This window comes from Methylobacterium sp. WSM2598 (assembly GCF_000379105.1).
GTDB lineage: Bacteria > Pseudomonadota > Alphaproteobacteria > Rhizobiales > Beijerinckiaceae > Methylobacterium.
Map to the genome: position 1 here is coordinate 2223052 of NZ_KB900609.1, position 26282 is coordinate 2249333.

A 26282-nucleotide genomic window follows, 5' to 3' on the forward strand; every position below is an offset into this window, starting at 1 on the left:
CCCGGCTCGCCTGGTTCACCCTCGCGTCCATGCTGGCCATCGCCGCCGCCGCCTTCTGGCTCATCCGGACCCGCGTCACCCGGCCGCTCGCCGCCATGACCGCCAGCATGCACCGCATCGCCTCGGGCGACCTCGACGCCGCCATCCCGGGCGTCGGCCGGCGCGACGAGATCGGCTCGATGGCCGAGGCCGTCCACGTCTTCCGCGACGGGCTGGCCCGCAACCGCACCCTCGAGGCCGAGGCCGAGGCCGCCCGCCGCGACGGCGAGGCCGTGCGCCGGCGCGCCATGACCGAGCTGGCCGACGCCTTCGAGCACTCGGTCGGCGCGATCGTGCAGGTCGTGTCCTCGGCCGCCACCGAACTCCAGGCCACCGCCCAGCACCTGACCGGCTCGGCCGACCACGCCTCGCGCCAGTCGCGCACCGTCACCGCCGCCGCCGGGCAGGCCGCCGGCAACGTCACCGCGGTGGCCGGCGCCGCCGAGGAGCTCGGCAGCTCGGTCGTCGAGATCGGCCGGCAGGTCGAGCACGCGGCCCAGCTGGCGAGCGGGGCCGTCCACGAGGCCACCGCGACCGCCGCCATCGTGGCGGACCTGTCGGCGGGCGCCTCGCGGATCGGCGCGATCATCGAGATGATCTCCGGGATCGCGGGCCAGACCAACCTGCTGGCCTTGAACGCCACGATCGAGGCGGCGCGGGCCGGCGAGGCGGGGCGCGGCTTCGCGGTGGTGGCCGCGGAGGTGAAGAGCCTGGCCGAGCAGACCGGCAAGGCGGCCAGCGAGATCGCCGGGCAGGTCTCGGCGATCCAGGGGACGATGCAGCGGGCGGTTCCGGCGATCGAGGGCATCTCGCGCACGATCGCGACGATCAACGCCACGGCCNCGGCGATCGCCGCGGCGGTGACGCAGCAGAGCGCGGCCACGCGGGAGATCGTGCAATCGGTGAGCCACGCCTCGGCCGGGACCTCGGAGGTGACGACCACGATCGCGGATGTGGCCCGGGCCGCGGCCGAGACCGGGGCGGGGGCGGACCAGATCCTGGCCTCGGCGAGCGAGCTGGCGCGCCAGGCGGAGGTGCTGCGGGCCGAGATGGTGCGCTTCGTGGCCTCGGTCCGGGCCGCCTGACCGACGGTGCCGCGGCGTCGCCGCGGACGAGGATTCGCCGGGCCGCCGGGCCCGACGCACCGCTTCCGCGGCGCGCGCCGGCCCGGCAAGGCTCCGGACGGCCGCGAGGACCGATCCGGATCCCGCTCAGCCTTCCACCCGCGGCAGCGACCCCGCCATGCGCGCCCCGCACGCGGCCGGGCGCGCCACCGCCTCGCGGCGCCCCTCGATCGCCTGCCACAGCAGGAGGGAGGGCAGGCCGAGCACCACGTCCGGCACGCGCTTGACCAGCGAGAGGGCGAGCGCCGTCCCGGGATCGACGCCGAACAGCCCGCCGAGGAGGACCAGCCCGCCCTCCTGCACGCCGAGGCCGCTCGGGACCGGGAAGGCCGCCGAGCGGATCGCCTGGCTGAGCGATTCGAGCACCAGCGCCTCGGTCAGCGAGACGTGCTCCACCCCGATGCAGGTGAGGGCGATCCAGATCTCCAGCGCGCCCGCGAACCAGGCCGCGAGGTGCAGCAGGAACCCCTCCGCCAGCACCCGCCAGCGCCGCAGGTCCCAGAGCGCGTCGAGGGCCTGCTGCACGCCGATCTCGGGCGCGGTCCCAGAGGCCTCGCGCATGAAGCGCCGCCCGAGCGCCGCGATCCGGCGCTCGACCGCGCCCGCGCCGCCGAAGCGCTGCACCGCGTAGAAGCCGCCGAGGACCAGGGCGGCGAGGGCGAGACCCTGCGCGCACCAGGCCGCGACCTGCGCCGCCTGCTCGCCCTCGACCCGGAGCAGCAGGACCATCCCGAACAGCGCGAACAGGGCGAGGCCGACGATCTGGAAGAACAGGTCGACCACGATGCCCGCCGCCGCGACCGGCCCGGCCACGCCCCAGAAGGTGAGGAGACGCCCGCCCAGCACCTCGCCGCCCACCGAGGCGACGGGCAGGAGCACGTTCACGCCCTCGCGCACGAAGCGCAGCAGCACGAAGGGCCCGGCACCGATCTGCGGCACCCCCGCCACCCGGGCCCAGGCGAGGCCGCAGAGCAGCACGACGAGCGCCCGCACCAGCACCACGGCCGCCAGGCCCGCCGGGCCGATCCGCCCGAAGGCGGTGGCGACCGCGGAGAGATCGTGCACGCTCACCAGCCAGAGGGCGAGGACGAGGCCGGCGAGCGCCCCGATCAGGGGGACGCGCCGCATCAGGGCGCGGGCGAGCCGGCGCGTCGCCGCGGGCGCGCCGCCGCTCACCGGTGGGGCTCCGGCACCAGGATCTCCGCCATGGTCTCGGCCTCCGTCGCCGGGTCGAGGACGAGGAGGCGCCCGGCCCGCAGGGAGGCCGGCGTCGCGAAGGTGAGGCTGCGCTTCGGGCAGAGGCCGAGGCAGCCGGTCTCGACGACGCGGACCTTGCGCTCGGGGCGGGCGCGCTTGAGCGCCCGCTTCAGGTCCTTGCGCACCCGGCCGCCCAGGCCCTGCCGCTTGGCGCATGTCGCGCAGACCACGACGAGGTCGTTCCAGGGCGCCGCGGCCGCTCTCGGCCGCCGCCGCACCGCGCTGTCGCTCGCGCTCACACCGTCCCTCCAGGCCCCCGACGGGCCGGCCGGGGAGGTAGCGAGGGCCGGCCGGCCCCGCAACGCGGCATGCTGCGGCGCCCCGCGACACGGGGAAGCGCCGGAGGATCGCGGGCGATCGCTCCGGCGGGACGGGAAGGGGGCTTTCGGCACGGGAGCGACTCGCCTGCGACGGACGCGACCATCGCGGAACGGCCGAGGTCGCGCGGCGCTTCCGCCACGCTCGCGCCGTCAGGGTGACGCGCCGAGGCGAACGCAGCGCGCCGCGTGGCCCGGCGCCACCGCGATCCGGGGCGGCAGACCCGCCCGGCAGGGCGGCGCCGCGCGGGCGCAGCGGGGCTCGAAGGGGCAGCCGGGCGGCGGATCGGCGAGGTCCGGCGGCGAGCCCGGGATGGTCGCGAGCCGCACGCCCTTCGGCGAGGCCGGCGTGATGCGCGAGGCGAGCAGTCCCTGCGTGTAGGGATGGGCGGGCGTGCCAATCACCTCGCCGCTCGCCCCGACCTCGACGAGGTGGCCGCCATACATCACCGCCACCCGGTCCGCGACCTGGACGGCGACCCCGACATCGTGGGTCACGAAGATCACCGCGAGGCCGAGATCCCGCTGCAATTCGCGCAGCAGGAGGAGGATCTGGATCTGCACGGTCGCGTCGAGGGCGGTGGTCGGCTCGTCGGCGAGGAGCAGCTTCGGCTTGCAGGCCAGCGCCAGCGCGATCATGGCGCGCTGGCGCATGCCCCCCGACATCTCGTGCGGGTAGGCGTCGAGCCGGCGCGACGCCGAGGGGATGTGCACCCGCTCGAAGAGTTCGAGCGCCCGCGCCCGCCCCTTCGCGAAGCTCGCGCCCTCGTGGCGGACCACCGCCTCGGCGATCTGGTCGCCGATCCGGTAGACGGGATCCAGGGCGAGGCCGGGATCCTGGAAGATCATCGAGACCGTGCCGCCGCGATAGGCCGCGAGGCTGCGCCGCCCGAGGGCGAGGACGTCCTGGCCGTCGACCCGCAGGCTGCCGCCGATCCGGGTGCTCCTCTCGGGCAGGAGCCGCATCAGGGCGCGCAGCGTCACGCTCTTGCCCGAGCCGGATTCGCCGAGCAGCGCCAGGGCGTCGCCGGCCCGCAGGTCGAGGTCGACGCCGCCGACCGCCCGGACCGGCTTGCGGCCGCCCAGGAAATCCACCGTGAGGCCGCGGACCTCGACGAGGGCGTCGGCGGCCGCCGCCTCGGGGCTGCGCAGGGGTGCGTTCATGGATCAGGCTGCCATCGGGAGGGCGGGGGCCTCGGGGTGGCCGGAGCCGGCCACCGCCCTGTGGCAGGCGGCGGCGTGGCCCGGCGCGACCTCGTCGAGGCCGGGCTCGCGCGCGCCGCAGATCGCGGCGGCGAAGCGGCAGCGGGTGTGGAAGCAGCAGCCGGGCGGCGGGTTGATCGGGTTCGGCGGGTCGCCCGTGAGGGGCGCCTCCTCGATGCGGGCGCCCGGGTCGGTCGAGGGCTGCGAGGCCAGCAGCGCCGCCGTGTAGGGGTGGCGCGGGCTCGCCAGGATGGCGTCGGCCGGGCCGAGCTCGGCCACCTTGCCGAGATACATCACCATCACGCGGTCCGACATGAAGCGCACGACGTTGAGGTCGTGCGAGATGAACATGTAGGTCAGGCCGAACTCGCGCTTGAGATCGGTGAGGAGGTTGAGCACCTGCGCCTCGACGGACTTGTCGAGGGCGGAGACCGCCTCGTCGAGGATGAGCAGGCGCGGCTCGAGCGCGAGGGCCCGGGCGATGTTGACGCGCTGGCGCTGGCCGCCCGAGACCTCGTGCGGGTAGCGCGCCCCGAAGCGGCGCGGCTCCAGCCCGACCCGGCGCAGCAGGTCGTGGGCGCGCCCGAGCGCCGCGCGGCGCGACAGCCCGTGCGATTGCGGCCCGAACGCCACCGTCTCCTCGACGGTGAGGCGCGGGTTGAGCGAGGCGTAGGAATCCTGGAAGACCATCTGCACTTGCCGGCGATAGGACTTCAGGTCGAGGGCGCGCGAGCCGAGGAGCTCGCCGTCGAAGACGACGTCGCCCTGGTCCGGCGCGATGATCTGCATGAGCAGGCGGGCGGTGGTGGACTTGCCGCAGCCGGACTCGCCGACGACGCCGAGCGTCTCGCCCTTGAGGATGTCGAAGTCGACGCCATCGACGGCCCGCACCACCGGCCCCTTGCCGAACAGCCCGCCCTTCGACCCGAAATGCTTCACGAGGCCCCGCACCGAGAGCAGGGGCTGGGCGGGGCCGCCGCGGTCGCGCGGGTCGAGCGTCTCGCTCATGAGCGCACCTCCATGGCCGAGCGCAGCCCGTCCGAGAGCAGGTTGAAGGAGATCGAGGTGACGAAGATCATCGCGCCCGGCAGCGCCGCCACGAGGGGGTTCACGTAGATCGCCGTGCGCAGGGTGTTGAGCATCAGGCCCCATTCGGGCTCCGGCGGCTTCACGCCGAGGCCCAGGAAGGAGAGGCCGGAGGCCAGGATCATCGAGACCGAGATCAGGCTCGTCGCGTAGACGAAGACGGGGCCGAGCACGTTGCCGAGCACCTGCACCCGCACCACGCGGAGCGGGTTCGCCCCCGAGACCCGGGCCGCCTCCACGTAGTCGCGATTGCGGATCTGGACCGTCACGCTCTCGGCCACGCGGGTGATCTGCGGCACGAACACCACGGTGAGCGACACGATCGAGTTGAGGATTCCCGCCCCCAGCGCCCCCGAGAGCGCGATGGCGAGGAGCACGGACGGGAACGCGAAGAACACGTCGACGACCCGCATGATCAGCGTGTTGGCCCAGCCGCCGGCGTAGCCCGCCAGGATGCCGAGGCCCGACCCGACGAAGAAGGCGATCACCACCGGCAGCACGCCCATGAACAGCGAGAGCCGGCCCGCGTAGAGGAGGCGGCTCAGCATGTCGCGGCCGAGCTCGTCGGAGCCGAGCAGGTAGGTGGCGTCGCCGACGGGCTTGAGGCGGCGGATCATCGAGCCCTTGAACGGATCCATCGGCGCGATCAGCGGGGCGAAGACGGCCGCGAGCACGATCAGGAGGATCACCAGCAGGGCGGCCATCGCGACCCTGTCGCGCAGGAGGCGGGAGAGGACGCTGCCCCAGTAGCCGCGGCCGGCCTGGACCGGGGCCTCGGCGCTCTCCGCGGGGGCCGCCGCGCCCCGATCGGCGGAGGCGAGGGTGGTCGGAGGCGTCATCGGCTCAGGCCCTCTGGATGCGGGGGTCGAGGGCGGTCTGCACCACGTCGACCAGGAGGTTGAGGGTCACGAAGAACATCGCCAGCACCAGGATCGTCCCCTGGAGGAGGGGCAGGTCGCGCTGGAAGATCGCCGCGTTGAGGAGGAAGCCGGTGCCCGGCCACGCGAAGACGGTCTCGATCAGGATCGAGCCGCCGAGCAGGTAGCCGAGCTGCAGCCCCATGATGGCGATGGCGGTGGGGGCCGCGTTCTTGACCACGTGCCGGAACACGCCGAACTCGGACAGGCCCTTGGCGCGCAGCGCCTGGACGAAGTCCTGGTGCAGGATGTCCCCGACCAGCGCCCGCACGGTGCGGGAGATCACGCCCATGGGGATCACCGACATGGTGATGGCCGGCAGCACGAGGTAGCGCAGGTGCTCCGCGTCGGGCCACCAATCGCCCGACCCCTGCGGCCCGGCCCCGGTGGGCGGCAGCCAGCCGAGCGTCGCCGAGAACACGATCACCATCACGATGCCGAGCCAGTAATGCGGCACGCTCACCCCGAACACCGCGACGGCCGAGGCGAGCCGGTCGAGCCAGGAATCGCGGGCGTAGCCGGCGACGAAGCCGAAGAAGGTGCCGAAGGTGAAGCCGATCAGCGTCGCCACCGCGGCCAGGATCAGGCTGTTGGTGACCGCGCGGCCGACCTCCGCGGCGACCGGGCGGCCGGTCGCGATCGAGGTGCCGAGGTCGCCGTGCAGCACCTTCCAGAGCCAGAGCCCGTACTGGACGGGGAGGGGCTTGTCGAAGCCGTAGGCCGCGCGCATCTGCGCCTGCATCTCGGCGGTGGCGTCGACGGGCAGGATCGCGCTCAGCGGATCGCCCGGGGCGAGGTGCACGAGGAGGAAGCAGACGAGGCTCACCCCGAGGGCGACCGGCGCCGCGTAGGCGACGCGCTTCAGGACGAAGGAGAGCATGGGCCTTCGGGCCTCCGTGAGTGGCGGCCGGCGCCCGGAGCGCGCGGCGCGGGCGCGGGACCGGCTTTCCGGACAGCGGCGTTCCCCGATGGCGGCCCGGCCCGCCGCGCGGGCCGGGCCGACGCCCGCCGCGCGGGCCGGGTCGACGCCTGCCGCGCGGGCCGGGTCACTTGTCCATCGAGATCGACGAGAAGTTCTGGAACCAGCTCTGCGCCTGGACGAAGCCCTTCACCTTCGGGCTCATCGCCCGCGGGTTCACGTCGTGCGTCACCATCAGGAAGAGCGCGTCGTCGACGAATTTCTCGTGGATCTTCCGCAGCACGGCGGTCTGCGCCGCCGGATCGAAGGTGGTGCGAACCTGATCGAACAGCTTGTCCATCTCAGGGTCGCAGTAGAAGCCCCAGTTGGTGCCGTTCGGGGGCGCCAGGTTGCACTGGGCGTGGCGGATGAAGGCGGTGAACGGATCCTGGATCAGGTAGGAGTAGTTCATGCCGGTGGCGCCCCGCGCGCTCTCGCTCTTGGCGCCGGCGCGCCAGATGTTGATGAGCGTGTTCCATTCCACGACCTCGAAATCGACCTTGATGCCGACCTCGGCGAGGTTCTGCTGGATGAACTCGTTCATCGGCAGAGGCTGCATCTGACCCGAGCCGGAGGCCGAGATCAGGATCTTGGTGGTGACCGGCTTGTTCGGGCCGTAGCCGGCCTCCTTCAGGAGCGCCTTGGCCTGTTCGGGGTCGTACTTCACCTTGAAGGCCGGCGTGCCGAACCAGGGATGGCCCGGGGTCATGAAGCCCTCGGCCGGCACCGCGAGGCCGCCCAGGAACTCCTTGAGCCCCTCGCGGTCGACCGCGAGGTTCGCCGCCTTGCGGACCCGGATGTCGTTCCAGGGCGAGCCCTCGACCCGCGACAGGTGCCACGTCCAATTGTGCGGGTAGAGGTTCGTGACGATCCGGAAGCCCGCCGCCTTGAGCGACGCGAGCGCGTCCGGGGCCGGCGCCTCGATCCAGTCGACCTGGCCCGAGCGCAGGGCCGCCACGCGGGCATTGGCCTCGGGCAGGGGGATCAGCACCAGCTTGTCGAGCTTGGGCACCCGCGCCTTGTCCCAGTACGCCTTGTTCGGGGTGAGCTCCGCCCGCTCCCGGGGCACGAAGGTGGTGATCTTCCACGGGCCGGTGCCGGAGGGCGCCTTCGCGACCGCGTCCCAGCTGCGGCCCTGCTTCTCCCAGTTCGCCGGCGAGGACATCAGGATCCAGGCGATCTGGAACGGGAAGGTGGCGTCCGGGGTCTTGGTGACGATCTCGACCGTCTTGGGGTCGACGGCCCGGTAGCTCGCCACGCTCGGGATGCGGGTGCGCCCCTGCGCCGATTGGCGCGGGTCGAATTGCGGGCTGTCGTTCTTGAGGAGCTTGTCGAGGTTCCAGACCACCGCGTCGGCGTCGAAGGGCGAGCCGTCGTGGAAGGTCACGCCCTCGCGCAGGGTGAAGATCCACTTGCGCGTGTCGTCGGGGTCGGTTTTCCAGGCGGTGGCGAGGCCCGGGGTCAGTTCGGAGGCCTTGTCGGCACTGCCGAGGTCCCAGTTGATGAGCGCGTCATAGGCCGTGTAGCCCATGAAGCGCATGCCCTCGCCGCCATTGTCCGCCTGTCCGGTGGTCAGCGGGATGTCGGAGGCGGTCATCCCGATGCGGAGCACGCCCTGCGCCGCGGCCGGCAGGGCCAGGACGGCAGCGAGAACGAGACCCAGGATCGGGCTGCGGAAAGACCATGGCCTCACGGAACACCTCGCGCTTCTGTTGGCGCCGGGGGCTTAGCAAGAGGCCTGCCATCGTCCGCCGGGGCGCGGCCGGGAGGCCGTCGTCGAGGCGACTAAACCGAAGGCAGGAAAGCCGCGATCAATCGGCCCTCGGATCAGGGCCGGCGCGAATGCGTCGCATAGACGTGCAGGCAAGGATGCGGCGGAGCGGATTGCTTCAGAAATAGGCAGCGGCCGGTCGGTCGAGATCGAGTTCGACGGTCACCGGCACGTGGTCCGAGGGCTTCTCCAGGCCGCGCAGGTGCTTCTGCACCGAGGCGGAGACCAGCCGGTCGAGGGCCTGGGGCGACAGCAGCAGGTGGTCGATGCGGATGCCGAGATTCCGCGGCCACGCGCCGGCCTGGTAGTCCCAGAAGGTGTAGAGGCCGGGCCGCTCGTCGCAGGCCCGCAGGGCGTCGGCGAAGCCCTCGTTGAGGAGCGCCCGGAAGGCCGCGCGGCTCTCGGGCCGGAACAGCGCGTCGCCGAGCCAGGCCGCGGGATCGGCCACGTCGACCGGCTCCGGGATCACGTTGTAGTCGCCGGCCAGCACCAGCACCTCCTCCCGCTCCCGAAGCTGGCGCGCGTGGGCGGTGAGGCGGCGCAGGAAGGCGAGCTTGTCGTCGAATTTCGGCGTCCCGACCGGGTTGCCGTTCGGCAGGTAGATCGAGGCGACCCGCAGGTTCGCCGCCGGCGTCGGGATCAGGGCCTCGATGTAGCGGGCCTGGGCGTCCTCGGGATCGCCCGGCAGGCCGCGGCGCAGCTCGCGCAGGGGCAGGGGCTGGCGCGCCAGCAGGGCGACGCCGTTGAACGCCTTCTGGCCGTGGGTCGCCACCACGTAGCCCGCCTCCTCGATCTCGGTGCGCGGGAAGCTCTCGTCGACGCATTTCAGCTCCTGGAGGCAGACCACGTCGGGCTTGGCCTCCTCCAGGAAGGCGAGCAGGTGGCCGAGGCGCTGCCTGATCGAGTTGACGTTCCAGGTGGTGATCCGCATCGCAACCCGCTTCCGCCGAGGAGGGCCGTGCCCGCGTCGCGCGCGAGGAGGGCGGCGCCCGTCATCGGGGTTTCGCCGAGCCTTTGCAAGGAGAGGCGGGGCGAGGGGGGCTTGGCCGATGGGATGGTGGGAGCCGGTTCGCGCCTATTGCGAGCGCGGGGATGCGGGGTTCTGGGCCGAGCCGCTGAACGCGGTCTCGAACGCGGCCTTCCTGGCGGCGTGCCTGCTGCTCCTCGCCCGGGCCGGGCGCCGGCCCCGCGACGCCGCCTCGCTGGCGCTCGCCGCGCTGATCGGCGTGATCGGGATCGGCAGCTTCCTGTTCCACACGCTCGCGGTGTGCTGGGCCGAACTCGCCGACGTGCTGCCGATCGCAATCTTCATCCACGCCTATTTCTTCCTCGCCCTGCACCGGCTGCTCGGCCTCGGCGCGGGACGGAGCGCGCTCGCGACCCTCGCCTTCGCGGCGGGATTAGGCTTCGAGCCGGGCCTCTCGGCGCTCGCCGGCCGCGGGCTCGCGGCGGCGACGAACGGCTCGCTCGCCTACCTGCCCGCCCTGCTCGCCCTGCTGGGCGTCGGCGCCGCCCTGCGCGCCTCGGCGCGGCCCGCCCGCGTCCGGGCCGGATCGGCGATGCTCGGCCTCTCCGGCCTGTTCCTCGCCTCGCTCGCCGCCCGCACCCTCGACGCGCCGCTCTGCGGGGCGATCCCGATCGGCATCCACTGGTTGTGGCACGTGATGAATGCGGCCCTGCTCGCCGGACTCGTGACGCTGCTCGCGCAAGCAGGGCGCGAGCCGCCGGGCTGATCCCGTCCGCTCGGGAAAGGCCGGCCCGCGCTTCCTTGCACGGGCCCGGAAATCGTTGCAGAAGGTCCGCGTCTGCCTGAGGCCGCGCTTCGGGCGCCGCGAAGGTCGTTGGATGCGCGCATGACTCAGAGCCTCCGCCTCGGCGTCGCCGGCCTCGGCACGGTGGGCGCCGCCGTCATGCGCATGCTGGAGCGCCGCGCCGCGGTGCTGACGGCCGCGTCCGGGCGCCCGATCACCGTGACGGCCGTCTCGGCCCGCGACCGCGGCCGCGACCGCGGCCTTTCCCTGGCGGAGGTGGCGTGGTTCGACGATCCCGTGGCCCTCGCCCGCTCGGGCGAGGTCGATTGCGTGGTCGAGCTGATCGGCGGGGCGGAGGGCGCGGCCCGCGCCACCGTCGAGGCGGCGCTCGCCGCCGGCAAGCACGTGGTGACCGCCAACAAGGCGCTCCTCGCCCGCCACGGCGCGGATCTCGCCCGGGCGGCCGAGCGGGCGGGCGCGGCGCTGGCCTTCGAGGCCTCGGCGGCCGGCGGCATCCCGGTGGTCAAGACCCTGCGCGAGGCGCTGTCCGGCAACGCGATCTCGCGGGTCTACGGGATCCTGAACGGCACCTGCAACTACATCCTGAGCCGGATGGAGCTGGAGGGCCTGACCTTCGAGGCCTGCCTGAAGGACGCGCAGGCCCTCGGCTACGCGGAGGCCGACCCGACCTTCGACGTCGAGGGCTTCGACACCGCCCACAAGCTCGCCGTGCTCACCAGCCTCGCCTTCGGCAGCGAGATCGACGCGGAGGGCATCTCGGTCGAGGGCATCTCGGCGATCACGCCCCTCGACCTGCGCATGGCCGAGGAACTCGGCTACCGGATCAAGCTCCTGGGCGTGGCCGAGGCGACGCCGGCCGGCATCGAGCAGCGCGTGCACCCGACCATGGTGCCGCGCTCCTCGGCGATCGCGCAGGTGATGGGCGTGACGAACGCCGTCACGATCGACACGGACGCGCTGCGCGAATTGACGCTGATCGGTCCCGGCGCCGGGGGCGACGCCACCGCCTCGGCGGTGGTCGCCGACATCGCCGACGTGGCCGCCGGCCGGATCGTCCCGGCCTTCGGGCGCCCGGCCGGCTCGCTGGTGCGCCCGCCCCGGGCCGAGATGCAGCGCCACGAGGGCGGCTACTACATCCGCCTGACCGTGCACGACCGGCCGGGCGTGGCGGCGGGCGTGGCGGCCCGGATGGCCGAGCGCGAGATCTCGCTGGAGAGCATCCTGCAGCGCCGCTCCGAGAACGCGGCCGCCCAGGACCCGCACGGGCGATCGGGCATGCCGGTGCCGCTCGTGCTCATCACCTACGCGGCGACGGAGGCGGCGATCCGCGCCAGCCTCGACGCGATGGCGGCGGACGGCTTCCTCTCGGAGCCGCCGCAGGTCATCCGGATCGAGCGGGACTGACGGCCCGCGCCGCCCTGACAGAGTTTGACGAGGAACCTGACCGCATGTCGGACGCCACCAAGGCCGCCCCGAGCCCGATCATCGAGCGCATCCTCACCCTCGAACTGGTGCGCGTGACGGAGCGCGCGGCCGTCGCCGCCGCCCGCCTGCGCGGCCAGGGCAACGAGAAGGCCGCCGACCAAGCCGCCGTCGACGCGATGCGGCGCGAGCTGAACCGCCTGCCGATCGCCGGCACGGTGGTGATCGGCGAGGGCGAGCGCGACGAGGCCCCGATGCTGTTCATCGGCGAGACCCTCGGCAACGGCCAGGGGCCGAAGGTCGACATCGCGGTCGATCCCCTCGAGGGCACCACGCTCTGCGCCAAGGACATGCCGGGCTCGGTCGCCGTGATGGCGATGGCGGAGGGCGGCACGCTGCTGGCCGCGCCGGACGTCTACATGCACAAGATCGCGGTCGGCCCCGGCTACCCGCGCGGCGTGGTCGACCTCGACGCGAGCCCCGAGGACAACATCCAGGCGCTCGCCAAGGCCAAGGGGGTCCCGCCCTCGGAGATCACCGCCCTCGTCCTCGACCGGCCGCGCCACACCGACCTGATCGCGGCGATCCGCCGGACGGGCGCCGGCGTGCGCCTGATCTCGGACGGCGACGTGGCCGGCGTGATCTTCACGACCATGCCGGAGGAAACCGGGATCGACATCTATCTCGGCATCGGCGCGGCCCCCGAGGGCGTGCTGGCGGCCGGCGCCCTGCGCTGCATCGGCGGCCAGATGCAGGGGCGGCTGATCCTCGACACCCAGGAGAAGCGCGACCGCGCCGCCAAGATGGGCGTGCAGGATCCCAACCGCCGCTACGACCTGGAGGATCTCGCCCGCGGCGACGTGGTGGTGGCGCTCACCGGCGTGACCGACGGCGCCCTGGTCAAGGGCGTCCGCTTCGGGCGGGAGGTGGTGCAGACCGACACGATCGTCTATCGATCCCACACGGGCACGGTGCGCCGCATCCAGGCGGAGCACCGCGACTTCACCAAGTTCCACCTGAAGTAGGAGGCGCGATGACGGCTCCTCTGGTTCGGCCGTTGCGGCCCGACGAGCGGGCCGTCTGGGAGCCCCTCTGGCAGGGCTACCTGCGCTTCTACGGCGGGAGCGTCGCGCCCGAGGTCTGCGACACGACCTGGGCGCGCCTGCACGATCCGTCCGAGCCGATGCACGGGCTGGTGGCGGAGGCGGACGGAGCGGTGATCGGCCTCGTGCACTACATCTTCCACCGCTCGACCTGGACGGTGGGACCCTACTGCTACCTGCAGGACCTGTTTACGGCGGAGGCCGCCCGCGGCCGCGGAGCCGGGCGCGCGCTGATCGAGGCCGTCTACGAGAAGGCGCGGGAGGCGGGGGCGAGCCGGGTCTACTGGCTGACCCAGGAGGGCAACATCACGGCCCGCGCGCTCTACGACACGCTGGCGGACCGCTCAGGCTTCATCCAGTACCGGAAGATCCTGTGATCCGGGAGCCGCTTGATCGGAGCGGCTCCCGGATCACGCGCCTGCGCGGCGCCTGAGCGAAGACGACATCCGCATGGCCGAAATCGGAGATGGCGAAGCCATCAACCGGATGGCGAAGCCATCAACCGGATGGCGAAGCCATCAACCGGATGGCGAAGCCATCAACCGGATGGCGAAGCCATCAACCGGATGGCGGATGAGGCGGTGAGCGGCCGGGGCTTTCGGCGCAGCATGTCGGGCGCGCTGCAGCGGCCGCCACGTCCGCATCGGGGACGCGGCGCGCGCCGCACGGATCGGGCCGGAGCGGCGCGCGACGGTTCACCGGAACAGCGAGGCCATCCCGCCCTGCACACGCCCGAGCCCCTGGCGGGCGACCGCGTTGTTCTGGTCGATCGCCGTGGCGCGCTGGTAGCTCTCCATCGCCTCCTGGCGACGGCCCGACTTCTCGTAGGCGACGCCGCGATAGGCCCAGGAATCCGCGTCCTTGTTGTTCACGTTCAGGGCCGCGTTGAAGTCCTCGATCGCCTTGTCGTACTGGTTCGTGGCGATCAGGCTCTGGCCGCGGGCCGCGTAGGGGGCGCTCACGAAGGGGTTGCGGTCGATCGCGGCGTCGAAATCGCCGATCGCCGCCCGGTGCTGGCCCTGCGCCTGCCGCACCAGGCCGCGGGCGTGGTAGGCCTCCGCCGATTCGGGCGTGAGGCGGATCGCCTGGCTCAGGTCCGAGTAGGCCGCCTCGTAATTGCCCATCGCCCGCTGCAGGTTCGCCCGCCCGATATAGGCCGCGCTGTAGTTCGGATCGGCCGTGAGGGCGCGCGTGAAGTCCTGCAGCGCGGCGTCGTTGCGGCCCGACTGACGGTAGGCCAGCGCCCGGTTGCTGTAGGCCGAGGCGGAATTCGGATCGAGCTGCACCGCCTTGGTGAAGTCCGCGATCGCCTCGCCGTAATTGCCCGCCCGGGCATAGGCGGCGCCGCGGGTGTTGTAGGCGGCCGGATCGCTCGGGTTGCGCTGGATCACGTCCGTGAGCGAGGCGATGTTCACGTCGGCCGCGCCGGTCTTGTCGGTCTCCAGCACGGCGAATTGCCGCGTCGCGGTGGCGCGGCTGACGGTGTCGCAGCCGGCGAGCTGCAACGCCGCGAGGGCGGTCGCTCCGAGCACGGCCGCCGGCTTCGTCCGGCGCAGCACGATCACAGCCTTCATCCCCTCGTCCCCCAGCGGCGGCGCAAGCCCTGGCCGCGCGGTCTGTCACCCCATCGGATCGCGGCACCCGCGCGATCCCGTCCGGAATGGACCGTCGGGGATCGCGGTGAATGCCGCCTTAAGCGTCCGCGTGGCCCCGCTTCACAGGGCCGATGTGGCGAAGGTGTGGCTGCGGCCGGGTGCGCCGGGCCGGACGGTGCGGGGAGGCGCCCTCTGTGGCGCCGGCGCCGCAGGCGGCGCGCGGCTGCCGCCCGCGCCTCGCCGGGACGGCCTCGCCATATCCTTCGCCGAAGCGGTCATCGCTTCGGCGGCGGAAGTGACGCGGGATCGCGACTCTGAGCGGAATCCCGTCGGGCGTTTGCGCTTATCCCGGCGGTGATTTCTCGTGACCGCTGGTTCCGTTCTCGGATCGTCGCCAAGCCTTTTCGCCAAGCCGTCTCGCCAAGCCGTCTCGCCAAGCCTTTTCGCCAAGCCGTCCCGCCAAGCCGTCTCGCCAAGCCTTTGGCTTGGTGTCGACAATCCGGGATGGTCAACGCCCCGATGCGTCAGCATCCTGGAGGCGTTTGCGCTTAGAGTGCTGCACCCGGGTCCGACAGAGGCCCGCGGACGAGGGAGGATGCGATGAGGGAGACGGAGCGCGGGCCCCGCGGGGGCCTGCGGCGGACGATGCTGGCCGGGATGACGGCCCTGCTGCTGGGATTCGCCGGGCCCGTCCTGGCCGAGGCCCCCGCGGCGCGGCGCGGCGGAGACGTCCTCGCGCCGGCCAGTCCGGAGGAGGTCGGGCTCTCCTCGGAGCGCCTGAAGGGAATCGGGCGGGTGATCGAGGCCGAGGTCGCGGCCGGCCGGCTCCCGGGCGCGGTCGTGATGATCGCCCGGCACGGGCGCCTTGCCTTCGCGGAGAGTTTCGGCTTCCGCGACCGGCCGGCCGGGGAGCCCCTCGCCAAGGACGCGATCTTCCGCATCTACTCGATGACGAAGCCGCTGGTCTCGGTCGGGGCGATGATGCTGGTGGAGGACGGGGCGCTCCAGCTGACCGACCCGGTCGCCAAGCACCTGCCGGACTTCAAGGACCTGAAGGTCGCGGTCCAGAAGCCGAACGCCCTCGGCGAGGTGGCCTACGACCTCGTGCCGGCCGAGCGCGCGCCGACCGTGCAGGATCTGCTGCGCCACACGGCCGGGCTCGCCTACGGGGAGATCACCACCAACCCGCTGGTCAAGGCCGCCTACGTCAAAGCCGGCCTGTACAAGCCGGATTTCGACTACAACACCACCGACCTCACGCCCGAGGAATTCACGAGCCGCATCGCCGCCGCCCCGCTCGCCTACCAGCCCGGCACGGTCTGGCAGTACAGCCTCGCGGTCGACGTGCTCGGCCGCGTGATCGAGAAGGTCTCCGGCAAGCGGCTCGGCGCCTTCCTGGAGGAGCGCCTGTTCCGGCCCCTCGGCATGACCGAGACCGGCTTCTCGGTCCCGCCCGAGAAGGCGGGCCGGATCGCGCTGCCGCTCGCCACCGACCCGGCCACCGGGGCGCCCAACCGGCTCATCGACGGCGCGGTGCCGCGGAACGATTCGGGCGGGGCCGGCGGCTACGGCACGGCGGCGGATTACCTGCGCTTCGCGCAGGCCATGCTCGACGGCGGCCGCCTCGCCGGCACGCGGATCCTCAGCCGCAAGAGCGTCGAGCTGATGACCTCCGACCATCTCGGCGAGCGCATCCGGCCCGTCGCCACGCCGGGCGACCTGCTGATGGGCGTGCCCGGCTACACGTTCGGGCTCGGCTTCATGGTGCGCAAGGAGGCGGGGATCGCCGGGGTGCCGGGCTCGGCCGGGGAGTTCATGTGGGCGGGCTACGCCGGCACCTTCTTCTGGGTCGATCCCAGGGAGGATCTCGCGGTGGTGATCATGACCCAGGCGCCGGGCCCGAGCCGGGCCTTCTACCGGCGCGCGTTCAAGCAGCTGGTCTACGCCGCGATCGCGGATTGAGGCGGCGCGCCTGCTGCCGCCGTCAGGCCGGCGGCAGCAGGCGCGTCACGTGGCCCATCTTGCGGCCGGGGCGGGCCTTGCCCTTGCCGTAGAGGTGGAGGTGGCTGCCGGGCTCGGCGAGGATCTGGCGCCACGCCTCGACCGCCGGCCCGACCAGGTTGCGCATCTCGACGGCGGCGCCGCCGACCCGCCCGGTGGCGCCGAGGGGCCAGCCGCAAATCGCCCGCACGTGCTGGGCGAATTGCGAGGTCAGCGCGCCCTCGATGGTCCAGTGCCCGGAATTGTGCACCCGCGGGGCGATCTCGTTGACGACGACGTGGGCGCGGCCGTCGCCGCCCCGGACCAGGAACATCTCGACCGCGAGCACGCCGACGTAGCCGAGCGCCTCGGCGATCCGGCGGGCGATGCCGAGCGCCTCCTCGCAGCTCTCCGGGTCCATCCCGGGCGCCGGCACCAGGGTGCGGTCGAGGATGTGGTCGCGGTGCTCGTTGCCGCAGGGATCGTAGGCCGAGAAGGTGCCGTCCCCGGCCCGGGCCGCCACCACCGAGACCTCGCTCTCGAAGGGCACGAAGCCCTCCAGGATGCAGGGCTGGTGGCCGAGCGACGCCATCACCGCCTCGGCGTCGAGCGGCGCATCCGGGCGCAGCATGCGCTGACCCTTGCCGTCGTAGCCGAAGCGGCGGGTCTTGAGCACGGCGGGCAGCCCGAGCGCGGCCACCGCCTCGGCGAGGCCCGCCGCGTCGTCGACGGCCCGGAACGGGGCGGTGGGGATGCCCAGCCCCGCCACGAAGCTCTTCTCCGCCAGCCGGTCCTGGGTGGTGGCGAGCGCCGCGGCGCTCGGGTGCAGGGGCTTGGCGGCGGACAGGATCTCGGCGGTCCGGCGCGGGACGTTCTCGAACTCGTAGGTGACGACGTCGACTGCCGCCGCGAAGGCGGCGAGGGCCGCCTCGTCCTCGTAGGCCGCCACCGTGCGGGCGGCGGCGACGTCGAAGGCCGGGCTGTCGTCGTCCGGCGCGTAGACGTGGACCTTGAGGCCGTAGGCCGCCGCGGCGAGCGCGATCATGCGGCCGAGCTGGCCGCCGCCGACGATGCCGACGGTGCGGCCGGGGGCGAGCGGGGCGGGCTGAGTCATGGGCGGGTCGCTGGTCTCGGCACTCACGGGGCGGAGGAATCCGGGCGCTCGGCCACCGCCCCGCTCTGGCGGGCGCGCCACGCGTCGAGCCGGGCGGCGAGGTCGGGATCCGAGAGGGCGAGGATGGCGGCCGCGAGGAGCGCGGCGTTGACGGCGCCGGCCCGGCCGATCGCGAGCGTGCCGACCGGGATGCCGGCCGGCATCTGCACGATCGACAGCAGGCTGTCCTGGCCCGAGAGCGCCTTGGACTCCACGGGCACGCCGAGGACCGGCAGCGGCGTCAGCGACGCCACCATGCCGGGCAGGTGCGCCGCGCCGCCCGCCCCCGCGATCACCACCTGGAATCCCGCCGCCCTGGCGCCCTTGGCGAAGGCGACCATGCGCTCGGGCGTGCGATGCGCGGAGACGATGCGGGCGTCGTAGGCGATCCCGAGGGCGTCGAGGGTCTCGGCGGCGTGCCGCATCGTGGCCCAGTCCGACTGGCTGCCCATGATGACCGCGACCGCGGGCGATGCCGCCATGCTCTCACGCCCTCCCGTACGATTTCCGGTCGATTGCCTCACAACGCGGAAATCGGCTTCGCTCGGGCGCCGCGCGGGTCGAGGATCCGGGTGCCGAACCGATGGTTCGGATCCCGGAACGGAACCGCCCCGCGATGCCGGGCCCTCTCCCCGCACTAGCGGCCCGGGCGGCGCGCCGCAACCGCACGATGGTCGGGCCGGCCGCCCTCAGGCGATGATGTCCGGGGTGAGCTGGTCCTCCAGGAAGCTGATCCGGTCCCGCAGGGCGAGCTTGCGCTTCTTGAGCCGCTGGACCTGCAGCCGGTCCCCGCTCGCGAGCTGCATCAGCGCCTCGATCGCGTCGTCGAGGTCGCGGTGCTCCTCGCGCAGGCGCGCCAGCTCCGCCTCGTACTCGGCCGCCGATTCCGCACTCAACTCGAACGCCATATCGTCCATCCCGACGCCCTGCGCGGAGGATGCGCCAGGCCGCCGATTCCAGCAAGGCGGAGGTTGGGGGGCCGGCCCCGCCGCGCGGGCGTCCGGCCCGTTCTCCCTGCGTCGTGTCGTAGCGGAATCCTCGCCCGGCGCGCCCCGGCGGCATCGTCGAAACGCCGCAACGGCGACGCTTCCGGGATGGCGGGCAACGCTGAACCGCCGTGCTGCCGCGAGTGTCGCCCTGTCGTCGCCGCGGCGTCACCGTGCAGTGCAGCGACGAATGCCTTCGACAGGCGCCCCGGCCTGTGGCAATCTGCTTATGTCGCAACCATGACAGGAGGACTCAGCCGATGTCGCTGCAGACGCATCTGTCCGAACTCGAGCGCAAGCACGAGGCGCTCGAGCGCGAAATCCAGGACGCGATCTCCCATCCCTCGACCGACGACCTCCGGGTGGTCGAGCTCAAGCGACGCAAGCTGCACCTCAAGGACGAGATCAACCGACTTCGCACCAGCGCGGCGCGCGTGGTGCACTAGGCTCCGCGCCGCCAGACCTCGGGCGGCCCCGTTCGAACGGAACGGAAGTCCCGGCGACCGCGTGGCGGTCGGTGCGGTGAGGATCCCGACACCGTCCCGGTTCGGACGAGGCGCTCGCGGTCCAGGCGAGCCATCCCCCACGACACTCCATCGACACGCCGCGCCGCGGTCGCGCGGCCGCCGCGCCGGCCCCTCGCACGATTCTCTGCGCACCGGTTCCGCAGAGCGATCGAAGGCCGCCGGCGGCACGGTTTCTCAAGGCCCGGCCTGTCCCAAGTCCCCCTCCCAAGTCCCCCCCAAGTCCCCCCCAAGTCCCCCCTTGTCTCCGGATCTCCGTCCGCCCCGCTCCCGCCATGCGGGGCCGAACGGGCCCGGGAAGAGGGGGGACCTCATCGGCCGCGCCGCATCATCCGCTGCCCGGACGATCACGTCCGGGCAGCGGATGATCCGGGATCCGCTTGATCGCAGCGGATCCCGGATCACGAGCCTGCGCGGCGCCTGAGCGAAGCCGACATCTGCATGGTGACGCAACCCGTCGGATGTCGTGTCACAGCGCTTTCGCCATCTCCCGCAGCACGAATTTCTGGATCTTGCCGGTCGACGTCTTCGGGAGTTCCGTGAAGACGACGTGCTTGGGCACTTTGTAGCCGGCGAGCGATTGCCGGCACCAGCCGATCAGCTCCTCGGCCGAGACCATCTCGGACCCTTTCAGCTCCACGAAGGCGCAGGGCGTCTCGCCCCATTTCTCGTCCGGCTTGGCGACGACCGCGGCCGCCGCCACGGCCGGGTGCTTGAACAAGGCCTCTTCCACCTCGATCGACGAGATGTTCTCGCCCCCCGAGATGATGATGTCCTTCGAGCGGTCCTTGAGCTGGATGTAGCCGTCCGGGTGCTTGACGCCGAGATCGCCCGAGTGGAACCAGCCGCCCCGGAACGCGGCCTGGGTGGCGGTCGGGTTCTTGAGGTAGCCGCGCATCACCACGTTGCCGCGGAACATCACCTCGCCGAGGCTCTGCCCGTCCGCCGGCACCGGCCGCATCGTCTCGGGATCGAGCACGTCGAGCGCTTCGAGGGGCGGGTAGCGCACGCCCTGGCGCGCCTTGCGGGCCGCCTGCTCGGGCTTGGTCAGCGCGTCCCAATCCGCGTGCCACTCGTTGACCACCGCCGGCCCGTAGGTCTCGGTGAGGCCGTAGAGGTGGGTCACGTCGAAGCCCGCCTCCGCCATGCCGGCCAGGACCGCCTCGGGCGGGGGGGCGGCGGCGGTGAAGAACGACACCCGGTGCGGCAGCGCCCGGCGCTCCGCCGCGGGCGCGTTCAGCAGGAGCTGCATCACGATCGGCGCGCCGCAGAGATGCGTGACGCCGTGATCGGCGATCGCGTCGTACATCTGCTTGGCCCGCACCTGCCGCAGGCAGACATGCGTGCCCGCCACCACCGACAGGGTCCAGGGAAAGCACCAGCCGTTGCAGTGAAACATCGGCAGGGTCCAGAGATAGACCGGGTGCTTGCCGAGGCCGGTGGTGATCACGTTGCCGACCGCGAGCAGCGAGGCGCCGCGGTGATGGTAGACGACCCCCTTCGGATCGCCCGTGGTCCCGGACGTGTAGTTGAGCGAGATCGCGTCCCACTCGTCGCCGGGCAGGGACCAGGCGTGGGCGGGGTCGCCGGAGGCGAGGAAGGCCTCGTAATCCAGGCTGCCCAGGCGCTCGCCCTCGCCGCCGAATTCCGGGTCGTCGTAGTCGATGACGAGCGGCCTGACCTTGGCGAGCGCCAGCGCCGGCTTGATCACCTGCGCGAATTCCCGGTCGGTGATCAGCACCTTGGCCTCGCCGTGATCGAGGCAGAAGGCGATGATCGCCGCGTCGAGGCGGGTGTTGAGGGTGTTGAGCACGGCGCCGGTCATCGGCACGCCGTAGTGGCACTCGATCATGGCCGGCGTGTTGGCGAGCATCACCGCCACCGTGTCGCCGCGCCCGATCCCGCGCGCCGCGAGCGCCGAGGCGAGCCGGCGGGTGCGCGCGTAGAGGTTCGCGTAGGAATGCCGCAGCGGCCCGTGCACCACCGCCACGTGGTCCGGAAACACGGTGGCCGCGCGCTCCAGGAAGGTGAGGGGCGTCAGCGGCTGGAAATTGGCCGGATTCCGGTCGAGGCCATGGTCGTAGATGGTCCCGGCACTCATGCGGATGCCTCCCGTGGCGCGTCGCGCGCCCCTGGCGCAATGTAGCGGGCCGCCGCGGCGAGAAAAATCGCAAGATGCGGGCCGTCCCACCAAAGGCGTAGGCGCATCGGCGGATTCACCGGCGCCGGCGGGTCGCTTAAAGCTCACCCCAACCAGGAGCCGCGGCGCCGGACCGGCGCCCCGCGGCCCGACCAGGGAGGCAGGCCATGGCGCCGCTCGGGAGCACGACGCAGAGCCGCTACGCGGAGGTCTACGGGGCCTGGAAGGCGGATCCCGCCGGGTTCTGGGCCGAGGCGGCCGGCGCCATCGACTGGCACCGGCCGGCCGACCGCGTCTTCGACCCGCAGGCCGGGATCTACGGCCGCTGGTTCGTCGGCGCCGAGGTCAATGCCTGCCACAACGCCGTCGACCGCCACGTGGCGGCGGGCCGCGGCGAGCAGGCGGCGATCCTCTACGATTCCCCCGTCACCGGCACCAAGCGGCGCATCACCTACGCCGAGTTGCAGGACGAGGTCGCTTTGCTCGCCGCCGTGCTGCAGGATCTCGGCGTCGGGCGCGGCGACCGCGTCGTGCTCTACATGCCGATGGTGCCCGAGGCGCTGTTCGGGATGCTCGCCTGCGCCCGCCTCGGCGCGGTCCACTCGGTCGTGTTCGGGGGCTTCGCCGCCAAGGAACTGGCTGCCCGCATCGAGGATGCGGCCCCCAAGGTCGTGCTCGCGGCCTCCTGCGGGATCGAGCCGGGGCGGGTCGTCGCCTACAAGCCCCTCCTCGACGAGGCCTGCCGGCTCTCCGCCCACAGGCCGCTCGCCTGCCTGATCCTGCAGCGCCCCCAGGCCGAGGCCGCCCTGGCGGCCGGACGCGACCGCGACTGGGCCGCGGCGGTCGCCGAAGCCCGCGCCGCCGGGCGGCGGGCACCCTGCCTGCCGGTGGCCGCCACCGACCCGCTCTACATCCTGTACACGTCCGGCACGACCGGCAAGCCGAAGGGCGTGGTGCGCGACACGGGCGGCTACCTCGCGGCGCTCGCCTGGTCGATGCCGAACCTCTACGGCATCCGGCCCGGCGAGGTGTATTGGTGCGCCTCCGACGTCGGCTGGGTCGTCGGCCATTCCTACATCGTCTACGGGCCGCTCCTGCACGGCTGCACCACCGTCCTGTACGAGGGCAAGCCGGTCGGCACGCCCGATGCGGGCGCCTTCTGGCGGGTCATCGCCGAGACCGGGGCCGTCGCCCTGTTCACCGCGCCGACGGCGCTGCGCGCGGTCAAGAAGGAGGATCCCGAGGCGTCCCTGCTGCGCGGGCACGACCTGTCGGGCTTCCGCACCCTGTTCCTGGCGGGCGAGCGGGCCGATCCGGACACCGTCGCCTGGGCGGAGCGCATCCTCGCCGTGCCGGTCGTCGACCATTGGTGGCAGACCGAGACCGGCTGGCCGATCGCCGCGAACCCGGTCGGCCTCGGCATCCTGCCGGTCAAGCACGGCAGCCCGACCGTCGCCATGCCGGGCTACGACGTGCAGGTGCTCGACGAGGGCGGCAGGCCGGTGCCCCCGGACACGATGGGCACGATCGCGATCGCGCTGCCGCTGCCCCCCGGCTGCCTGCCGACCCTCTGGCAGCAGGACGAGCGCTTCCGCGAGAGCTACCTCGCCACCTTCCCGGGCTACTACAACACCTCGGATGCCGGCTTCCTCGACCGCGACGGCTACGTCTACGTCATGGGCCGGACCGACGACATCATCAACGTGGCGGGCCACCGGCTCTCCACCGGCGGCATGGAGGAGGTGCTGGCCTCCCACCCGGCCGTGGCCGAATGCGCGGTCATCGGCATCCGCGACAGCCTGAAGGGCGAGGTGCCCTGCGGCTTCGTGGTGCTGAAATCCGGCGTCGCCCGCTCCCCCGTCGAGGTCGAGGGCGAGCTGGTGGCCCTGGTGCGCGAGCGCATCGGCCCGGTCGCCGCCTTCAAGCTCGCCCTGACGGTCGGGCGGCTGCCCAAGACCCGCTCGGGCAAGATCCTGCGCGGCACGATGAAGAAGATCGCCGACGGCGAGCCCTGGACCACCCCGCCGACCATCGACGATCCCGCCATCCTGGACGAGATCGGCGCGACCCTGCGGGCGCGCGGCCTCGGCTGAGACATGCCCGCGGCGCGGGGATGATGCGCGGGGAGGCCCGGAGGGCTTTCCGGGCGGGCGCGCCGCGTCCAGATAGACGCGGTCCGCCAACGGAGGTCTCCCGCATGACCGCGCCCCGCCTGTTCGAGCCCCTGCGCCTCGACAGCCTGGAACTTGAGAACCGCATCATCATCGCCCCGATGTGCCAGTACTCGGCGCGGGACGGCGAGGCGAGCGACTGGCACATGATGCATCTCGGACAGCTCGCGATGTCGGGCGCCGGGCTGCTCACCCTGGAGGCGACCGCCGTGTCGCCCGAGGCGCGCATCACCTCCGGCGATCTCGGCCTCTACAACGATGCCTGCGAGCGCGAGCTCGGCCGCGTGCTGGCGGCGATCCGCGATTACGCGCCGCGGCCGATCTGCATCCAGCTCGCGCATGCGGGCCGCAAGGCGTCGAGCCAGGCCCCCTGGGACGGCGGCGCGCAGATCGCCCCCGACCATCCCTACGGCTGGCTCACCGAGGCGCCCTCTCCGCTCCCGCACGCGGAGGGCGAGGTGGCGCCGCGCGCCCTCGACGCCGCCGACCTGAAGCGCATCCGCGACGACTTCGTCGCCACCGCCAAGCGGGCCATGCGGCTCGGCATCGACGCGGTCGAACTCCACGCCGCGCACGGCTACCTGCTGCATCAGTTCCTCTCGCCCCTCTCCAACCAGCGCGCCGACGCCTATGGCGGCAGCCTGGAGAACCGGATGCGCTTCCCGCTCGAGGTGTTCGACGCGGTGCGCGACGCGGTGCCGGCGGGCAAGCCGGTCTGGGCGCGGGTCTCGGCGACGGATTGGGTGGAGCAGGGCTGGGAGGTCGAGCAGACCGTCGCCTTCGCGCAGGCGCTGAAGGAGCGCGGCGCCGCGGCGATCCACGTCTCCACCGGCGGCGTCTCGCCCAGGCAGAAGATCGCCCTCGGCCCGGGCTACCAGGTGCCCTTCGCCGAGCGGGTCCGGCAGGCGACCGACCTCGTCACCATCGCGGTCGGCCTGATCACCACGCCGGCCCAGGCCGAGCAGATCCTGCAGGAGGGGCGGGCGGACGCGGTCTCGCTCGCCCGCGCCATGCTGTACGATCCGCGCTGGCCCTGGCACGCCGCGGCCGAACTCGGCGCCCGCGTGCACGCGCCGAAACAGTACTGGCGCTCGCAGCCCCGCGAGTTCAAGGAACTGTTCAAGGACGCCGCCTTCGGCCAGCGCTGAGCGCGCCGCCGATCGCGTCCTCACCGGGCCGGGAGGCGGAAACGGTCGCGGGAAAGCCGACGAGCCCCCGCCCGGAGGGCGGGGGCCGCGCCGCCGCGGGCCATCAGTTGGGCTTGTGCGCAATGTCGCCGCCGCGGTCGATCAGCTCGCCCTGGAGGAGGTAGAGCGGCGACTTGTAGTAGAGTTTGATGTCGTGGAACGGGTCGGTGAGGATCTTGGTCGCCCAGACCAGGCCCGTCTGCACGCTCTGCGTCAGGCAGAGCTGCGCCACCCGGAACAGCAGGCCGCCGACCGCGATCGCCAGCCAGATCAGGCCGACCTGCCGCATCACGTCCAGCGGACCCTCCGGCTCCGCGAACAGGCCGAAGAAGGTCGGGTCGTAGTAGAGCGGCAGCGGCGACAACGCCCACACCGCCATCAGCACGACCTTGCGCTGCAGGTTGTAGCCGACCTTGATCTCCTCCTTGTGCTCGTGGGTGGCCTGGTTCACCTCGTCGTAGCCGTGCGGCTCGAAGAAGAAGTGGCCCGCCTGCCGGGACAGCATCGAAACCAGCCAGCCGATCACGGCCGCCATGGCCGGGTCCTTGAACGCCATCGCGTAGGCGACCAGGAAGCTCACCGCGCTCACGAGGTGCAGCGACTGGTTGATCCGGCTGTGGTGATAGTAGCGGTGGTCGTCCCAGCGCTGGATCCGCAGCGCCTCGAGAAAGCTCGTCATCGCACCTGTCTCCTCTCATGCCCGATCCGCTTGATCCCTTCGGGATGGCGGATCGGGGCTTCGCTCGGGCGCCGCGCGGGCTGGTGATCCGCTTGATCCCTTCGGAATGGCGGATCGGGGCTTCGCTCAAGCGCCGCGCGGGCTGGTGATCCGGGATCCGCCTGGATCAACCGGAACCCGGATCCGGGATCGCGTGGGAATGGCCTCAGCCGGCCGCCTTCCGGATGCGGATCAGGCAGAAATGGCCGAGCGGCGGCAGGGAGCGGCGCTCCACGATGGAGACCCCGCCATGGGCCTCGGCCCAGCGGGCGTAGCGGCTCCACGAGAACTCGGTCCGCCAGCCGAGGCGGTTGGCGATCGGCGAGAAGGCCTTCTCCAGCGCCCCGCGCAGGCCGCCCTCGGCCCCGATCCGCGTGGTGATCACGATCTCGCCGCCCGGCCGCACGACGCGGGCGAACTCGTCGAGGGCGGCCTCCGGGTCGGGCACGGCCGTGACCACGTACTGCGCCACCACCACGTCGAAGGCGCCGTCCGGGAAGTCGAGATGCTCCGCGTCCATGACCGCGAGCCCCTCGACGTTCTGCAGGCGCAGGCCGCGGACGCGCTCGCGGGCCTTCTCCAGCATCGGCTCCGAGATGTCGACGCCGTAGAGCCGCGTCGTGCGCCGGTAGGCCGGGAGCGAGATGCCGGTGCCGACGCCGACCTCCAGCACGCGGCCGCCGACCCGCTCGGCCGCCTCGATCGACAGGCTGCGCCCCCGCGCGAAGACGCGGCCGAACACCAGGTCGTAGACCGGCGCCCAGCGGCCATAGGCCTTCGCCACCGCGTCGGTGTCCAGATCCCGCGCGGGCATCGCGTCCGCCGTCGCGGCGTGACTGTGGGGCATGGAGGACATCGC

The 26282-nt window shown here is 72.7% G+C and carries 25 protein-coding genes; 10 read left to right on the forward strand and 15 right to left on the reverse strand.

Translation table 11 applies throughout. From position 1 onward, the window contains the following. Positions 1-29: 29 nt before the first annotated feature. Positions 30-1124 carry a methyl-accepting chemotaxis protein gene (locus tag MET2598_RS43720; RefSeq protein WP_442919007.1) on the forward strand — a complete coding sequence of 365 codons (1095 nt, stop codon included), beginning with the start codon at positions 30-32 and terminating at the stop codon, positions 1122-1124. Positions 1125-1250: 126 nt separating this feature from the next. Here the strand turns inward: MET2598_RS43720 and MET2598_RS0110435 are convergent, their stop codons facing one another. The 8 genes from MET2598_RS0110435 to xth form a co-directional block, all read right to left on the reverse strand. Beyond that, on the reverse strand, positions 1251-2339 hold the full coding sequence (locus MET2598_RS0110435) for a lysylphosphatidylglycerol synthase domain-containing protein (protein WP_018260797.1): 1089 nt from the start codon (positions 2337-2339) through the stop codon (positions 1251-1253). After that, positions 2336-2659 carry a (2Fe-2S) ferredoxin domain-containing protein gene (locus MET2598_RS0110440; protein WP_018260798.1) on the reverse strand — a complete coding sequence of 108 codons (324 nt, stop codon included), beginning with the start codon at positions 2657-2659 and terminating at the stop codon, positions 2336-2338. Before MET2598_RS0110440 ends, MET2598_RS0110435 begins: the two co-directional genes overlap by 4 nt. 231 nt (positions 2660-2890) lie before the next feature. Further along, positions 2891-3901: an ABC transporter ATP-binding protein gene (locus MET2598_RS0110445; protein WP_018260799.1), complete on the reverse strand. Its 1011-nt coding sequence runs from the start codon at positions 3899-3901 to the stop codon at positions 2891-2893. A gap of 3 nt (positions 3902-3904) precedes the next feature. Continuing rightward, positions 3905-4948 (reverse strand): ABC transporter ATP-binding protein, encoded by a 1044-nt coding sequence (locus tag MET2598_RS0110450; RefSeq protein ID WP_018260800.1) that lies wholly within the window; start codon positions 4946-4948, stop codon positions 3905-3907. Beyond that, a complete protein-coding gene (locus MET2598_RS0110455) occupies positions 4945-5865 on the reverse strand; it encodes an ABC transporter permease (protein ID WP_018260801.1) in 921 nt (306 codons plus the stop codon). Before MET2598_RS0110455 ends, MET2598_RS0110450 begins: the two co-directional genes overlap by 4 nt. 4 nt (positions 5866-5869) lie before the next feature. Beyond that, positions 5870-6823, reverse strand: coding sequence for an ABC transporter permease (locus tag MET2598_RS0110460; RefSeq protein WP_018260802.1), 954 nt, complete (start codon positions 6821-6823; stop codon positions 5870-5872). A gap of 166 nt (positions 6824-6989) precedes the next feature. Then, a complete protein-coding gene (locus MET2598_RS0110465; RefSeq protein WP_018260803.1) occupies positions 6990-8594 on the reverse strand; it encodes an ABC transporter substrate-binding protein in 1605 nt (534 codons plus the stop codon). A gap of 196 nt (positions 8595-8790) precedes the next feature. After that, a complete protein-coding gene (gene xth, locus MET2598_RS0110470; protein ID WP_012332545.1) occupies positions 8791-9603 on the reverse strand; it encodes an exodeoxyribonuclease III in 813 nt (270 codons plus the stop codon). Between the two features lie 118 nt (positions 9604-9721). Between xth and MET2598_RS0110475 the strand changes: the two genes are divergently transcribed. The 5 genes from MET2598_RS0110475 (at position 9722) to MET2598_RS43360 (ending at position 13554) form a co-directional block, all read left to right on the forward strand. Then, a complete protein-coding gene (locus MET2598_RS0110475; protein ID WP_018260804.1) occupies positions 9722-10405 on the forward strand; it encodes a ceramidase domain-containing protein in 684 nt (227 codons plus the stop codon). Between the two features lie 120 nt (positions 10406-10525). Then, positions 10526-11848: a homoserine dehydrogenase gene (locus MET2598_RS0110480; protein WP_012332543.1), complete on the forward strand. Its 1323-nt coding sequence runs from the start codon at positions 10526-10528 to the stop codon at positions 11846-11848. Between the two features lie 44 nt (positions 11849-11892). After that, positions 11893-12891: a class II fructose-bisphosphatase gene (gene glpX / locus MET2598_RS0110485; RefSeq protein ID WP_012332542.1), complete on the forward strand. Its 999-nt coding sequence runs from the start codon at positions 11893-11895 to the stop codon at positions 12889-12891. Positions 12892-12899: 8 nt separating this feature from the next. Then, positions 12900-13346 (forward strand): GNAT family N-acetyltransferase, encoded by a 447-nt coding sequence (locus MET2598_RS0110490; RefSeq protein ID WP_012332541.1) that lies wholly within the window; start codon positions 12900-12902, stop codon positions 13344-13346. Positions 13347-13419: 73 nt separating this feature from the next. Then, a complete protein-coding gene (locus tag MET2598_RS43360; RefSeq protein ID WP_269082995.1) occupies positions 13420-13554 on the forward strand; it encodes a hypothetical protein in 135 nt (44 codons plus the stop codon). 110 nt (positions 13555-13664) lie between these two features. Here the strand turns inward: MET2598_RS43360 and MET2598_RS0110495 are convergent, their stop codons facing one another. Next, the gene (locus tag MET2598_RS0110495) at positions 13665-14543 is read right to left on the reverse strand and encodes a tetratricopeptide repeat protein (RefSeq protein ID WP_012332540.1); all 879 of its coding nucleotides are present in this window, start codon (positions 14541-14543) and stop codon (positions 13665-13667) included. Positions 14544-15164: 621 nt separating this feature from the next. Between MET2598_RS0110495 and MET2598_RS0110500 the strand changes: the two genes are divergently transcribed. Next, positions 15165-16526, forward strand: coding sequence for a serine hydrolase domain-containing protein (locus tag MET2598_RS0110500; RefSeq protein ID WP_018260806.1), 1362 nt, complete (start codon positions 15165-15167; stop codon positions 16524-16526). 22 nt (positions 16527-16548) lie between these two features. Here MET2598_RS0110500 and MET2598_RS0110505 read toward each other — a convergent pair whose 3' ends face one another. From MET2598_RS0110505 to MET2598_RS0110515, 3 genes are all read right to left on the reverse strand, one after another. Further along, the gene (locus MET2598_RS0110505) at positions 16549-17658 is read right to left on the reverse strand and encodes a 5-(carboxyamino)imidazole ribonucleotide synthase (RefSeq protein ID WP_018260807.1); all 1110 of its coding nucleotides are present in this window, start codon (positions 17656-17658) and stop codon (positions 16549-16551) included. 23 nt (positions 17659-17681) lie between these two features. Continuing rightward, positions 17682-18179 carry a 5-(carboxyamino)imidazole ribonucleotide mutase gene (purE, locus tag MET2598_RS0110510; protein WP_012332537.1) on the reverse strand — a complete coding sequence of 166 codons (498 nt, stop codon included), beginning with the start codon at positions 18177-18179 and terminating at the stop codon, positions 17682-17684. 207 nt (positions 18180-18386) lie between these two features. Next, the gene (locus tag MET2598_RS0110515; protein ID WP_012332536.1) at positions 18387-18605 is read right to left on the reverse strand and encodes a YdcH family protein; all 219 of its coding nucleotides are present in this window, start codon (positions 18603-18605) and stop codon (positions 18387-18389) included. A 338-nt stretch (positions 18606-18943) separates the two neighbouring features. Between MET2598_RS0110515 and MET2598_RS0110520 the strand changes: the two genes are divergently transcribed. After that, positions 18944-19129: a YdcH family protein gene (locus MET2598_RS0110520; RefSeq protein WP_012332535.1), complete on the forward strand. Its 186-nt coding sequence runs from the start codon at positions 18944-18946 to the stop codon at positions 19127-19129. Between the two features lie 547 nt (positions 19130-19676). On the opposite strand, the gene MET2598_RS0110525 is transcribed toward MET2598_RS0110520, so the two are convergent. Beyond that, a complete protein-coding gene (locus tag MET2598_RS0110525) occupies positions 19677-21308 on the reverse strand; it encodes an acyl-CoA synthetase (protein WP_018260808.1) in 1632 nt (543 codons plus the stop codon). Between the two features lie 206 nt (positions 21309-21514). On the opposite strand from MET2598_RS0110525, the gene MET2598_RS0110530 reads away from it, so the two are divergent. Next, complete coding sequence (locus MET2598_RS0110530) at positions 21515-23440, forward strand: propionyl-CoA synthetase (protein WP_018260809.1); 1926 nt, start codon at positions 21515-21517, stop codon at positions 23438-23440. A gap of 104 nt (positions 23441-23544) precedes the next feature. Then, complete coding sequence (locus tag MET2598_RS0110535; RefSeq protein WP_018260810.1) at positions 23545-24666, forward strand: NADH:flavin oxidoreductase/NADH oxidase; 1122 nt, start codon at positions 23545-23547, stop codon at positions 24664-24666. Positions 24667-24769: 103 nt separating this feature from the next. Here MET2598_RS0110535 and MET2598_RS0110540 read toward each other — a convergent pair whose 3' ends face one another. Both MET2598_RS0110540 and MET2598_RS0110550 read right to left on the reverse strand, forming a co-directional pair. Beyond that, positions 24770-25384, reverse strand: a complete 615-nt coding sequence (locus MET2598_RS0110540; protein ID WP_018260811.1) for a hypothetical protein — start codon at positions 25382-25384, stop codon at positions 24770-24772. A 205-nt stretch (positions 25385-25589) separates the two neighbouring features. Beyond that, positions 25590-26279, reverse strand: a complete 690-nt coding sequence (locus MET2598_RS0110550) for a class I SAM-dependent methyltransferase (protein WP_012332530.1) — start codon at positions 26277-26279, stop codon at positions 25590-25592. Between the last annotated feature and the right edge of the window lie 3 nt (positions 26280-26282).